Consider the following 12,691-nt stretch of genomic DNA (forward strand, 5'->3'; position numbering starts at 1 on the left):
GGTTGAATCTGGATAGTTTGTTTTTGGATACGGAACGTCCAGGTCGTTAATCAGGAATTTTACGTCGTTGGTATTGGGTGGTTCGCCATGCGTTTAAAACCATAGCCACATAACAAGAGCATAGCTGCTAAACCAAGCCAAAGCCAGTTGTAGCCTAATTTTTCAGCAATATATAAGCCTGTCAGAGGGCCGCATACTTGTGCAAATGACCAACTAAGGGTATAACCTGCCGCATATAAACCACGATTAAATTCATTGCTTCTGCTGATAACCAATGTGTTAATAAATGGCAAGGTGAGCATTTCGCCAAGTGTAAAGGTAACAATGGCTAGAACAGCCATGGCCACGTGGAAAAATCCCGAAATGCTTAAAATTAAATAGGAAGCCGCAAAGAAAATCGCACCAATAATAATGAAGAATAGAGGTGGTCGCCTCTTTTCAATTTTATTAATCATAATCATTTCAAAAAGGGCAATCATGGCCCCGTTAATCCCGATAATGATTCCTATGGCAAATTCGTCAATATGCCACTGTTCTTTAAAAAAGATGGGTACTACCCGAAACATTAAGAAAGCACAGGTAATAAAAATAGTCGTTAATAAAATAAATTTAATGTAGAACACATCCTGCCAAGGCTTAATAATGATACGTTCGCTCGATTTTTCCAGCGTTTTTTTGATGCTTTGTGCTGCTTTTGGTAATAAAATTAAAATGGATATCCCTACTAAAATGCTCACTATTCCTTCAACTATGAACAAAAGTTTATAATCAATGGAAGCGACAATTCCGGCTAAGCTTATCCCAACCGACCAACCGATGTTTACTGCTAAGCGATTAAGTGAGTAGGAGCGTGTAATGGTGTTTTCTGTGGCGTAGCTGGTAATCGCTGTAAAATTAGCCGGACGAAATGCATCTGAAAAGAAGCTAATTACAACGGCCAATACACATAAAACTGTGAAATTTGGCACAAAGGCAAAAATCAGAAATAAAATTCCAGAAAGAATAGCTGACACGATTTGAACTGGTCGAAATCCAATTTTATCAGTTAAATACCCGCCCAAGGCCGAACCCATAATGGAGCCTACGCCAAACAACGCAATAATTAATCCTGCATCAAATTCAGAACGATGTAAAGCTTGCGTAACATACAAACCCATAAATGGAACAGAAACGCTGCCACAGCGGTTAAACATCATCACAATACTTAATAGCCAAGTCTCTTTACTTAGTCCACTGAAAGATTCTTTATAGGTTTTGTAAATGAGCTGAAACATGTGTGTGAATTATATTGTCCAAATGTAGTAAATGTTATATCGCGAAGAAAATTTCAGCTTTTTTTAGCAATTTAGCAGGATATTATTATGCCACCTTTACCTAAAAAAACACCGGTTCGGAAACCGATTCAGCGGAAACCAACACAACGGAAACCTATTGCCAAACAGAAGAAATCAAACAGATTTGCTGTTCAAGTAAAAATTGCACTGGCAGCCCTTTTGTTGGTTTTATTATCCCCTTTGTATTACGGTTATGTGCTGAAAGTTTTTTCTGGGACTTGGCGCTGGATAAAGGATTATGGTCAGGATCCAAATTATCGTACGTACGAAAGTTTCAATATTCGTATCCCGAAGAATTTTACTATCCACGGTATTGATGTTTCGTATTACCAAGGGAAAATTGATTGGCCAAAAGTGAAGGCTATGAATGAAGATGATGTGAGCATCCGCTTTGCGTTTATTAAGGCTAGTGAGGGACTGATGTTGGTTGATCCGTATTTTCAACGTAATTGGCGCGAAGCCGCTAAAGTAGGAATCACCAGTGGCGCGTATCATTTTTTTCGTCCCCGAAAGAATGGTAAAGCACAAGCAAAATTTTTCTTGCAAGTGGTTAACATTGAAAAAGGCGATTTACCTCCGGTTGTAGATATTGAAAGTTTAGACGGCGTGTCGCCAAAAGCGATGCGTGAAGAATTGTCAGATTTTTTGAATTACGTTGAAATGCGTACCAAAGTGCGACCGATTATTTATTCGGGAATGAAGTTTTATCAAGATAACTTAGAGGGCTTTTTCGATGATTATCCTCTTTGGGTGGCTCATTATTATAAAGCGAAGTTAAGCCTGGATAAAAGTCGCTGGAAATTTTGGCAACATTCGGATAAAGCAAAAATCAACGGCATTAATCATGTCGTCGATTTTAATGCTTTTAGCGGAGATAGTGTGGCTTTGTCTAGGATGTTAATTCAGTAGGTATAGTCCGAAAGTCCGGAAGATCACATAGTCCGAAGGAATAATAGCGTCTCAAACTCACTGAGCCTAACCTTCGACTCCCTACTTTCCGACCTCCAACTTTTCAGTTCTAAATCACCCAACTTTCACATTTTTGAAGAAACTCTTCATCGGGTTCTGCACCAATTCCAGGCGTTTCAGGGACATCTAAAAAGTAGCCATTGTATGTTAATCCATCCTTAACTGGGTCAACCAAATGGCCCAATAATGCCGTGTCTAAATCAAAAAATATTACGTTAGGGCTCGCTAATGCGAAATGTAAATTGGCGCTTAAAGCAATTCTACTCTCCAGCATGCTTCCAATCATACATTTTACGCCATTTTGTAAGGCAACCTCGTGAATTTTTTGCGCTTCTAAAATGCCTCCTGATTTTGAAAATTTGATGTTCAAATAGGTGGTTGCTTGACTATTAATCAATTTTCGAGCATCGTGATGATTGTAGCAACTTTCATCGGCCATTAGTTTAATGGGAGAGTTGGTGTTTAGTTCGGGTAATTTATCGTCGTACCAGGTACGCATGGGTTGCTCACAAAATTCGATGTTGTATTTTTCCAATTCGCCTAAAGCAAATAAAGCATCGTCGAAGCTCCAACCTTGATTAGCGTCTAAACGCAAAGTCATATCCGGACCAACCGCTTCTCGTATGCATTTTACACGGTCAATATCTGCATGAATCTCTTTGCCTAATTTTATTTTAATGATGCGACAGCCTTGGTTTTGGTATTTCAAAGCGCTTTTTGCCATTCCTTCTGGGGTATCAATTCCAATGGTCATGTCGGTTTCAATAATGCGTTTGTTACCACCTAAAAACTTGTAAAGAGGCAGTTTAGCTTTTTTTGCAGCGATATCAAAAAGGGCCATGTCGAAAGCACTTTTGATGGTGCTGTTGTGGTCAGCATAGCCCAATAAATCATTCATTCGTTCAGGAATTTCCAGCGGGTTTTTGCCGATTAAAATTTGGGCGAAATCTTTAGCCATCGCTATGCAGGTCTCTTGAGTTTCCCCTACAATCATTGGGAAAGCAGAACATTCGCCAACGCCATGAATACCGGCATCGGTATGTATTCTAATTAACACGTTTTGAGCGAAATGCATGGTTCCGGTAGCAATAACAAAAGGTTCCATGGGTATGCTGAACCGAAAAATTTCGGTATGGGTAATTTTCATTTTTATAGGTTTTAAAGGGCTGCTTAAAGGTAAAGGGTATAAATTAGCTACGCAAGAAATTTTGGAAAAAGTATCAGGCTAAACAGGAAAGCCCTAACTTTACGGTATGGAAAAATTTCCGAATAAATTGATTGAGGCATCATCGCCCTATTTATTGCAGCACGCATACAATCCGGTAAATTGGTACGAATGGGGTCCCGAAGCTTTGGAAAAAGCAAAGGTGGAAAATAAACTTATTTTGGTGAGTATTGGCTATTCTGCTTGTCACTGGTGTCATGTAATGGAACGCGAGAGTTTCGAAAATCACGAAGTTGCAGAGGTCATGAACCGACATTATGTATGCATTAAAGTAGATCGGGAGGAACGTCCGGATATTGACCAGATTTACATGTATGCCATTCAGTTGATGACTGGTAGTGGAGGCTGGCCTTTAAACTGTATTTGTTTGCCCGATCAACGTCCCATTTACGGTGGAACGTATTTTAGAAAAAACGATTGGATAAACATTTTGGAAAACGTTGCAGCCTTGTGGGCGAACGATTCTGTAAAAGCTATTCAGTATGCAGAGCGATTAACGACCGGTATTGTGGATAGTGAAAAAATCCTCCCTTCGGTAAAACCGGAAACGTATACCCATGAACATTTAAAGGAGATTGTAGAACCTTGGAAACGGCATTTTGATATTGGTTTTGGGGGATACAATCGTGCGCCAAAATTTCCATTGCCCAATAATTGGTTATTCTTATTGCGTTATGGTTTTCTGGCGGATGATGATGCAGTTTTTACAGCAACCTGTCATACCTTGGATGAAATGAGTCGTGGTGGCATTTACGATCAAATTGGTGGTGGATTTGCGCGCTATTCGGTGGATGATAAATGGCACGTGCCACATTTTGAAAAAATGCTGTACGACAATGCCCAATTAATCAGTTTGTATGCAGAAGCCTATCAATGCACCAAATTAGCGCAGTTTAAACAAGTAGCTGAAGAATGTATTGCATGGATTTTTAATGAAATGACTTCTGCGGATGGTTTGTTTTATTCAGCTTTAGATGCCGACAGCGAAGGGGTTGAAGGAAAGTTTTATGTGTGGGATAAAGAAGAATTCGACGCTGTTTTGGGCAGCGATGCCCCGTTGATTGGCGAATATTACAATGTTACAGCTGAAGGAAATTGGGAGGAAGAAGAAACTAATATTTTACGCAAAACCTTGTCTGATGCTGTTTTGTTAGAGAAATACGCGCTAACGGAAGAGGAATTACAAGAGAAAGTAAAAGCGGCAAATACTAAGCTTTTGGCTGTTCGAGCTCAGCGCGTGCGCCCAGGCTTAGATGATAAATGTCTAACGGCTTGGAATGCCATGACGATTACAGGCTTGGTAGCGGCGAGCCAAATTTTTGGGGAGCCAACCTATTACGATGCAGCAGTTAAAGCAGCAACCTTTATCCTGCAAAATCTTAAGGCAGAAGACGGTGGGCTTTACCGGAACTTTAAAAATGGGAAAGCAAGTATCACGGCCTTTTTAGATGATTATGCCTTTGTAATTGAAGCTTTAATAGCCCTTTATGAAGCTGATTTTAATGAAGAATGGTTAAATGAAGCCAAATCGCTAACGGAATATGTATTGATGAATTTCTCAGATGAAGACTCTCCGATGTTTTTCTACACTTCGGCTAAGGGCGAAAATTTAATTGCACGTAAGCATGAAATAATGGATAACGTAATTCCTGCTGCAAATTCAGTTTTTGCACAAAATCTACAGAAATTAAGCCTGCTTTTCGATGAAGACGCATATGTGACAAAAGCAACGGAAATGCTATCGGGCGTATTGGCTAAGATAAAAACCTATGGTTCGGCATATTCAAATTGGTCTATTCAATTGTTGAACGAGGTATATGGAATAAATGAAGTCGCTCTGACGGGATTGAGTCAAGAAAAATTAAAGAAAAATTTAAATACATTCTACATTCCAAATAAGCTTGTTTTAGGGGGAACAACGAGTAATCTTCCTTTGTTACAAGGAAAACAAAGTGATGAAAACAAAGTATACGTTTGCCGAAACAAAGTATGCCAGTTACCAGTAACATCGGTAGAAGAAGCATTGGAATTGATGCGGTAAATTTAGGGAGCGGTTCTTTTATTGTTTTATGAGGTTTGAAGTTCATTTTAAAAATAATGTTTGTTTCGGGAACAATTGAGCTATCTTTTTTGTTAGGTAAATAAATAGTATATCTTTGCAACACATTCATTAAAAGGGCTCATATGGGCTCTCTTAGTATTTGTCGAAATAATAATGTCAATTGCGGTTACAATCCGTTAGGAAACATAAAATACATACATTAAAACATTTTAAATGAACATTTCACCAAACTCGGTAGTATCGTTAACTTACGAATTGCATACTACAAACGAAGAAGGACAGCAAGTTTTTGTAGAAAAAGCAGATGAGCAACATCCTTTAGTATTTTTATACGGTGTAGGCATGATGTTGCCTAAATTTGAAGAGCATTTAGCAGGTTTAACCGTTGGTTCGGAGTATAGTTTCGAATTATCTGCTGCGGATGGTTATGGAGAAATTGACCCAGGAGCATTTGCTGATTTACCAAAAGCGATGTTTATTGATGCAGGAGGCGAAGTGCCAAATGTAGGCGATGTGATCCCTTTGCAAGACAATAATGGTAACCAATTTAGAGCAGGTGTTACAGCTGTTCATGATGAAACAGTAGCGGTTGATTTAAATCATCCAATGGCTGGAAAAAACTTAATGTTCAGCGGTAAAATTTTAGTGGTTCGTGAAGCTACACAAGAAGAATTAGCACATGGTCATGCACATGGTGCAGATGGTCATTCAGGACACTAAGAAAATATAGGTTCTTTTAGAACTAATTGGAAGTCGGCTTATGGCCGACTTTTTTGTTAATGGGAAGTTTGAGGATTATCGCTTTTTAGGATGCACAAAGTGATCTTCTCATAGGAAAAAGCTAGCTTTGCTGCGCGTGCAATGACGTGGGCTGTTTATGAAATTTTCAATAAATACTGCAGGTTGTTTGCCAACCCTCTTGCCTTTCCTGCCTCTTTTGCCGGCAGGGCAATTTACTTTTGAAGGCCAAAAGTAACAAAAGCCTTTGTCGATCCCGCTAGGCAGCTTTGCGCACAAGGCCTTTACGCAAAACAAAAACAACATCGCTAGGTTTTGTGGGATGGGTTTTGTAACCGGTATTTTTTTATCCCGCAAAACTGAATAGAACAATGCTCGGTTGTGCATATTCGAATGTTGCTGCTACTGTTTTTGTATTTTCCCGCTGCTGGGTATCGACGAGCGTCCTTCGCTTAATACCTGCTGTTTTTAACGGTTGTTTTCAAAGCATGTTGCTCAAAATTTTCTTGTCATTCAGAGCGCAGCGAAGAATCTCTAGTATTCGCTGCTCGGTTAGCCCCCATGCGGAGGTCGGCCTAGGAGATGTTGGCCGAAGAAAGAAAAACGAATGAGTATGCACAAAAATCTTGGAGCATATAGGAGCATAGGGCACATAGTTTGGCTGTTTCTCTTCCCTATGAGGTCTATGTTTCTTACGATGTGGTAAAAACTAATGGGTGATGAAGGCGCTTACTGAATTGCTACGTTTACACGGATATTTAAAACAACAACATTCTAAAAATCTAATTTTAACCGCAAACCACCGTTTGTTAAGTTTAAGTTTTCGGTGGATAGTGTTTTCATTGGTAAACGGAAAAAAGGCTCAAATGAAATATTTTTCTTAGGGGATATCTTCTGTTTAAAACCTATGGAGAAATTATAAAAGCCAATGTACATATTGGGGTCGATGGTTGATTCTTTAACAGGCTCTACGCTACGCTCTTTCGTCACCAGATTGCTAGCCGCATTAAAACTGCTTGGGCTCATTAAGGCAGCATCAGAAAATTGACTGGTTACATAATTACTTTGTTGTTTACTATTTAAAACTGCCATGGCAGAAACACCAATTCCGGTGTACAGATTATCAGTAATGTTATATCGTAGTTCCAAAGGAATGTTTAAGCCGCTAACACTCGTATTAATAGATTCCAAATTTCTGCTCGAAAACGCATTTAAGGTACTTTGAGAATTAATACTTTCGCTGCCACTTAAGGTAGAATAGGCAATTCCGGAGCTAATGGCTATTTTCTTAGCCACTGCATACGAAAGTTGGAAACCGTAATTCATGTTTACTTTGTTATCGTTACCCATGGCTGGTGCCACATATACAGCGGGTTCCCATTTTGAAGTTGATTTGTTCTTCGTTACAACCGAGACTGGTTTTTGACTATCATATGCCAATATTTCCTCAAAAGTTGGTTTTGTCGTTAATTTTGTTTCTTTATGTTGGCTTTCAGTAGGCTTGTTGAATACAATTCCATTGAATTGATTGCTCGATTGAATCGTGTTCAACGATGGTCTATAGATGGTGTTTGCCAATAAATACGATTCTTTTGAGACAGTGTCTTGTGCCTCAAGACCTCTTGCCACCGTATTTTCAGAATCTTTTATATATTCTAGTTTGCTCGCAACAACTACTGCTGTGCTTTCAATAGTTTGTACATCCTTTGGAAGTATGGGAGCAACAATATGATCGCCTGGTGCGGCAGTATTCTCTTGTTTTTTTATCCCCGCTGGATTATTTTGAGGTGTTTTGTTCGTGGTTTTAGTGATGTTTTGGATAGGATTAGATGATTTTTGTAGTCCGAAATAAAGTCCAGCGCTCAGTAAAAGTAAAGCAGCAACCGATGCCCAAGGCCACCACACTAACCCACGCTTTTTTTCCTCGCGTTCAGAAAAGCGTTCCCATGCACCTTCGGCATACATTTCTTCATGTTTGCTAAGCTGTTCGGCTATATGTTTAATTAATTCCTTTTCCATTTTATTTGTACGTATTAACCAGTGTACTTAAATAAAGGCTACGTAATTTATTTTTAGCACGCGTAAGATACACCCGACTCGAGCTTTCGGGGATATTGAGCATTTTCGCTATCTCGTCGTGATTAAAACCTTCCACTTCATATAAGTTGAAAACCAGTCGATGCATTTCGGGCAAGTGGTTTAATAAATTTAAAATATCGTTAACATGTAAATCGGATGCAGTGGAAACTTCGCTAACAGGATGTTCATATTCCGAAAGATCGTCTACATTCGATTGTATTTTTGTGGTTCGTATTTTATCGATAGCAGTTCGAGAGGCAATTTGGGCAATCCACCCTTTAAATGGGCGAATGTGATCGGTGGTTTTTCCGGGGATTGTAAACGTATCAATCCTTTTAAAAATTTTGATAAAGCAATCGTTAACAAGCTCTTCGCTGTCGTGGGTGTTTTTGGTGTAACGTAAAATTATGCCCATTAGGTAGCCATAAAACAATTTATACATTGCTTCTTTACAGCTTTTGTCATTTTCTACACAGCCTTTTAAAATTTCCTCAAAACTGAGAATTTTTTTAATCACCTTCCGGAGCTATTATTTTAATTGATTAGGACTCAAATTTTAATGTAATTTGTTCAAATTTAAAGAAAAAACATTGCCCCGTTAAGGGACAATGTAAGTTTTCAAGTGTGTTATTTGTTTGTCATAATCGAAAGCCCAACCTGTGTGCTGTCGGTTTTGCTTTTTAGACCTTTTGCCCAAATGGTATAGATTTTTCCTTTCTCAATTTTTGTAGCTGGAAGAGTGGCAGAAACAGTAGTAGTTCCGGCTTGCTTCAATTGAAATGTATAGCTATCGTTCGGTGCAATGTTTGTAAAACTGGTATATTCTTTATATGCTTTAGCCGAAAATAAAGGTGTATTATTTCCTTCAATGGCTAAATCAAGTGGCGAAGAGTCAGGACTTAAATTGATAAATCTAATTTTGGCCTGATTGGTTTGTGGAGCCGATAAATCATCTTCTGTCATCATTAATTTCACACTTTTTAAGGTATCAATAACGAAAACAGTGTAAAACGAATTCATCGCTAATACCGTAGAGCCACTGGCTAAATAATAAAGCGAGTCTTTTTTAGCAACGCCTACAATGCGTGCGCCAGGGTACGCAGCATAGTATAAACGATCGTTGGTATAATTAAAAGTTCCTGTTTTGATGCCGTCAACAATGTAGTCTAGAGAACCTGTTCCAGGCGATGCATGAACAAAACCAATACCAGCAGCTTGAACGGTATCTTCAGTTGAGTTTTTCTGACAAGCAGAGAAGGTAAGGGTTACACTTAAGAGAACGATAAGAGATTTTAGGATGGTACTGAAACGTGTTTTTGTTAGGGAAATCATTTTTTTCTATTTTTTTAATTACGGGCGATAATGCGCTTTGTTTAGGTTAAACGTTTTATTTATCTGAAACGCTACAGAATACTCTTTTTTTTATTTATGGTAGTCTTTTAGTGATTGTAAATCAGGTGTTTAATTTTATTTTACTTTGGATATATCTCTTTTATGGCGGGTAATAGCTTAAAGAAAGCAATTTGTACTGTTTCGGCTTAGTTTAGTATATTCGCAGCAAACTTATAGTATGTTTCCAACCGTTTCACATTTTTTGCATTACCTATTGGGGATTAATTTGCCCCTTCCTTTTAACACGTTTGGTGTTTTTGTTGCCGTGGCTTTTGCTGCCGGATATTGGGCTTTTTCGGAAGAATTAAAACGAAAAGAAGCTTTAGGCGTTTTAAAACCCTTTAAGAAAAAAATCACGATAGGAAAACCTGCCACCACTTCTGAATTAATCTTAAATGGATTATTTGGTTTTGTGATTGGTTATAAGTTGGTTTATGCATTGTTGAACTACCAATTGTTTGTGAGCGATTCACAAGGTATTTTAATGTCTACCAAAGGCAATATTTTAGGTGGCTTGTTTTTTGCCGGATTGTTTGCGTATTGGGATTATAAAGAGAAAGATAAACATAAATTAGCAAAGCCTAAGGAAGAAGAGGTGACTATTCATCCCTACCAAATTATGAGTGGTTTGATTGTTTGGGCTGCAATTTGGGGCTTTTTAGGCGCTAAGTTTTTTGATAATTTAGAGTATTGGGATGATTTTGTACAACATCCGATAGAGCGTTTACTATCATTCAGCGGATTAACCTTTTACGGTGGTTTAATTTGTGGCGGAGCAGCAGTATTGTACATTGCCAGAAAAAGTGGCATAAAACCTCTGCACATGCTCGATGTTGGCGGACCTGGCATGATGCTAGCCTATGCCGTTGGCCGAATTGGTTGTCATTTATCAGGAGATGGCGATTGGGGGATTGTTAATTCAAATCCGAAACCTTTCGGATGGTTACCTGATTGGTTATGGTCCTATAAATACCCAAATAATGTAGTAGGCGAGGGAATTCCAATTCCAGGATGCGTAGGTAAATTTTGTAATGAATTACCCTTTGGCGTGTATCCAACACCTATTTATGAGGTGATTGTGTGTTTTATTTTGTTTTTCATCCTTTGGAAAATTAGAGATAAAATTAAAGCTCCGGGTTTGATGTTCGGTATTTACATGATTATGGCGGGAGTTGAAAGATTTTGTATAGAGTTAATTCGTGTGAATTCTAAGTACCATGCTTTTGGCATTTCGTTTACACAAGCAGAGCTTATTTCGCTTATTTTGGTAGTGGGAGGAATGGCTTTGTGTGGCTATGCGCTTCGCAATAAAAATCAATTTGAAAATCAGCAGTAAAGCACTCACCAATCAAATTTTAGTAACTTCTGAACCTTAAAACAGCTGTATGGATTACGAACTATTGTGTAATAAAGTTATATCGATTGTTAAATTAACAGGGAATTTTATTCGAAAAGAATCAAGGCAATTTGATGTCAATAAGATAGAATACAAGGGATTGAATGACTTGGTTTCTTATGTTGATAAAACAGCAGAGGAAATGTTGGTGCGTAATTTAGAAGAAGTGCTGCCAGAGGCTGGGTTTATCACAGAGGAGAAAACGATTAGCCGCGAAGGTAAAGTGTTTACCTGGATTATCGACCCCTTAGACGGTACGACTAATTTTATCCATGGAGTACCCACCTATGGTATAAGTGTGGCTTTATACGAAGAGGGACAAGCGGTTTTAGGCGTGGTGTATGAGTTGAATCGAAATGAAGTATTTTATGCGTATAAAGGCGGTGCTGCCTATCTAAACGGTAAAGAAATTCGGGTGTCATCCAATCCCGATTTATCTTCTAGTCTTTTGGCTACCGGTTTTCCTTACTATGAATTTGATAAACAACCCCAATACATGGCTTTATTGAATGAAATGATGCAGAAAAGTCACGGAGTAAGGCGTATTGGTTCTGCAGCGACCGATTTGGTTTATGTGGCTTGTGGTCGTTTTGATGCTTTTTTTGAATATAATTTGCAAGTATATGATTTTGCTGCAGGCTGTTTTATTGTGCAGCAGGCTGGAGGGGAAGTAGTCGATTTTTCAGGAGGAAATGATTTCTTTGCGAAGCGAGAGATTTTAGCTACGAATACAAAACTAACACCAGTTATGTTAGAAAGTATCAAAAAGCATTTTAATTAAGCGTTTTTATCAAGTATTTCAAGAAAAAAGGCTTACTAAAATGAATTAGCAAGCCTTTACCTATTATAGATTGAAAAATGCCTATTACATGGCTTCCGAAACTACTTCGGTTACTTCTGGTACCATTCTTTGCAATAAATTCTGAATACCAGATTTAAGCGTAATGGTTGATGATGGACATCCGCTGCACGAACCGCGTAATTCTACCGTCACAATCCCTTCTTCAAACGATTTGTAGGTAATTGCTCCACCATCTTGCTCTACTGCCGGACGAACGTAGTCGTGTAAAATTTGCTGAATTTTAATTTCAGTTTCAGTTCCTTCAAAGGTTGGGGCTTCATCAGCTGTTACATCTTTGATTTTTAACTCAGACTCTACTGCGCCTTTTACGAATTCCTTTAAGATGGCTTCGATATCGGCCCAATCCGCATCATCTGTTTTTGTAATGGTTACAAAGTTGCTCGCGAAAAAAATACCGTTAACAAAGTTGAACTTGAAAAGTTCCTTTGCAAAAGGCGATTTTTCTGCACTTTCTTTTGTCGCAAAATCTTCGCTACCGTTAATTAACAGCTTATTTACCATGAATTTCATGGTTGCTGGATTTGGGGTTTGTTCTGTATATACGTTAATGGTCATGTTCTATCACTTTGAATAAACAAAATTAACAAATACTCAGTAATAAAACTTTGAGTAGCTGTCTGTTCTACGTCAATTT

Annotated in this window: 11 protein-coding genes; 5 read left to right on the plus strand and 6 right to left on the minus strand. The window is 38.4% G+C overall.

What is annotated here, in order from left to right; genetic code table 11:
• Nucleotides 1-59 precede the first annotated feature (59 nt).
• Nucleotides 60-1,274 carry an MFS transporter gene (locus ACJVDK_RS02305; protein WP_443938672.1) on the minus strand — a complete coding sequence of 405 codons (1,215 nt, stop codon included), beginning with the start codon at nucleotides 1,272-1,274 and terminating at the stop codon, nucleotides 60-62.
• Between the two features lie 87 nt (nucleotides 1,275-1,361).
• Between ACJVDK_RS02305 and ACJVDK_RS02310 the strand changes: the two genes are divergently transcribed.
• Nucleotides 1,362-2,243: a glycoside hydrolase family 25 protein gene (locus ACJVDK_RS02310; RefSeq protein ID WP_443938673.1), complete on the plus strand. Its 882-nt coding sequence runs from the start codon at nucleotides 1,362-1,364 to the stop codon at nucleotides 2,241-2,243.
• Nucleotides 2,244-2,352: 109 nt separating this feature from the next.
• On the opposite strand, the gene ACJVDK_RS02315 is transcribed toward ACJVDK_RS02310, so the two are convergent.
• On the minus strand, nucleotides 2,353-3,450 hold the full coding sequence (locus tag ACJVDK_RS02315) for a mandelate racemase/muconate lactonizing enzyme family protein (protein ID WP_443938674.1): 1,098 nt from the start codon (nucleotides 3,448-3,450) through the stop codon (nucleotides 2,353-2,355).
• Nucleotides 3,451-3,556: 106 nt separating this feature from the next.
• Here ACJVDK_RS02315 and ACJVDK_RS02320 point away from each other — a divergent pair, with 106 nt between their 5' ends.
• Both ACJVDK_RS02320 and ACJVDK_RS02325 read left to right on the plus strand, forming a co-directional pair.
• A complete protein-coding gene (locus ACJVDK_RS02320; protein WP_443938675.1) occupies nucleotides 3,557-5,569 on the plus strand; it encodes a thioredoxin domain-containing protein in 2,013 nt (670 codons plus the stop codon).
• A 234-nt stretch (nucleotides 5,570-5,803) separates the two neighbouring features.
• Nucleotides 5,804-6,310, plus strand: a complete 507-nt coding sequence (locus ACJVDK_RS02325) for an FKBP-type peptidyl-prolyl cis-trans isomerase (RefSeq protein WP_443938676.1) — start codon at nucleotides 5,804-5,806, stop codon at nucleotides 6,308-6,310.
• 792 nt (nucleotides 6,311-7,102) lie between these two features.
• Here the strand turns inward: ACJVDK_RS02325 and ACJVDK_RS02330 are convergent.
• From ACJVDK_RS02330 to ACJVDK_RS02340, 3 genes are all read right to left on the minus strand, one after another.
• Nucleotides 7,103-8,347: a hypothetical protein gene (locus ACJVDK_RS02330; protein WP_443938677.1), complete on the minus strand. Its 1,245-nt coding sequence runs from the start codon at nucleotides 8,345-8,347 to the stop codon at nucleotides 7,103-7,105.
• 1 nt (nucleotide 8,348) lies between these two features.
• A complete protein-coding gene (locus ACJVDK_RS02335) occupies nucleotides 8,349-8,924 on the minus strand; it encodes an RNA polymerase sigma factor (protein ID WP_443938678.1) in 576 nt (191 codons plus the stop codon).
• A gap of 110 nt (nucleotides 8,925-9,034) precedes the next feature.
• The gene (locus tag ACJVDK_RS02340; protein WP_443938679.1) at nucleotides 9,035-9,739 is read right to left on the minus strand and encodes a DUF4397 domain-containing protein; all 705 of its coding nucleotides are present in this window, start codon (nucleotides 9,737-9,739) and stop codon (nucleotides 9,035-9,037) included.
• Between the two features lie 238 nt (nucleotides 9,740-9,977).
• Here ACJVDK_RS02340 and ACJVDK_RS02345 point away from each other — a divergent pair, with 238 nt between their 5' ends.
• Nucleotides 9,978-11,135 carry a prolipoprotein diacylglyceryl transferase gene (locus ACJVDK_RS02345; protein ID WP_443938680.1) on the plus strand — a complete coding sequence of 386 codons (1,158 nt, stop codon included), beginning with the start codon at nucleotides 9,978-9,980 and terminating at the stop codon, nucleotides 11,133-11,135.
• Nucleotides 11,136-11,184: 49 nt separating this feature from the next.
• Nucleotides 11,185-11,976 (plus strand): inositol monophosphatase family protein, encoded by a 792-nt coding sequence (locus ACJVDK_RS02350; RefSeq protein ID WP_443938681.1) that lies wholly within the window; start codon nucleotides 11,185-11,187, stop codon nucleotides 11,974-11,976.
• 84 nt (nucleotides 11,977-12,060) lie between these two features.
• Here ACJVDK_RS02350 and ACJVDK_RS02355 read toward each other — a convergent pair whose 3' ends face one another.
• Nucleotides 12,061-12,612: a NifU family protein gene (locus ACJVDK_RS02355; RefSeq protein ID WP_443938682.1), complete on the minus strand. Its 552-nt coding sequence runs from the start codon at nucleotides 12,610-12,612 to the stop codon at nucleotides 12,061-12,063.
• Nucleotides 12,613-12,691: the final 79 nt, after the last annotated feature.

Source organism: Pedobacter paludisoli (assembly GCF_052344095.1).
Taxonomy (GTDB): domain Bacteria; phylum Bacteroidota; class Bacteroidia; order Sphingobacteriales; family Sphingobacteriaceae; genus Pedobacter.